A 241-nucleotide genomic window follows, 5' to 3' on the forward strand; every position below is an offset into this window, starting at 1 on the left:
AGTGATGCTAACAGGCGATAACCAAAGAACGGCAACAGCCATCGGAAAACAAGTTGGTGTTTCGGATATTAAAGCTGACTTACTTCCAGAAGATAAGCTTAATTTTATTAAAGAACTTCGAGAAAAACATCAAAGTGTGGGGATGGTCGGAGATGGCGTGAATGATGCTCCAGCCCTTGCGGCATCTACCGTTGGTGTAGCAATGGGTGGTGCTGGAACTGATACAGCTTTAGAAACGGCT

Annotated in this window: 1 protein-coding gene; it reads left to right on the forward strand. The window is 44.8% G+C overall.

The window, feature by feature from the left end; translation table 11 throughout:
* A partial coding sequence (locus ICJ85_RS16395; RefSeq protein ID WP_188224854.1) for an HAD-IC family P-type ATPase occupies positions 1–241 on the forward strand: 241 nt, incomplete at both ends.

Source organism: Aestuariibaculum marinum, from assembly GCF_014596975.1.
Taxonomy (GTDB): Bacteria; Bacteroidota; Bacteroidia; order Flavobacteriales; family Flavobacteriaceae; genus Aestuariibaculum; species Aestuariibaculum marinum.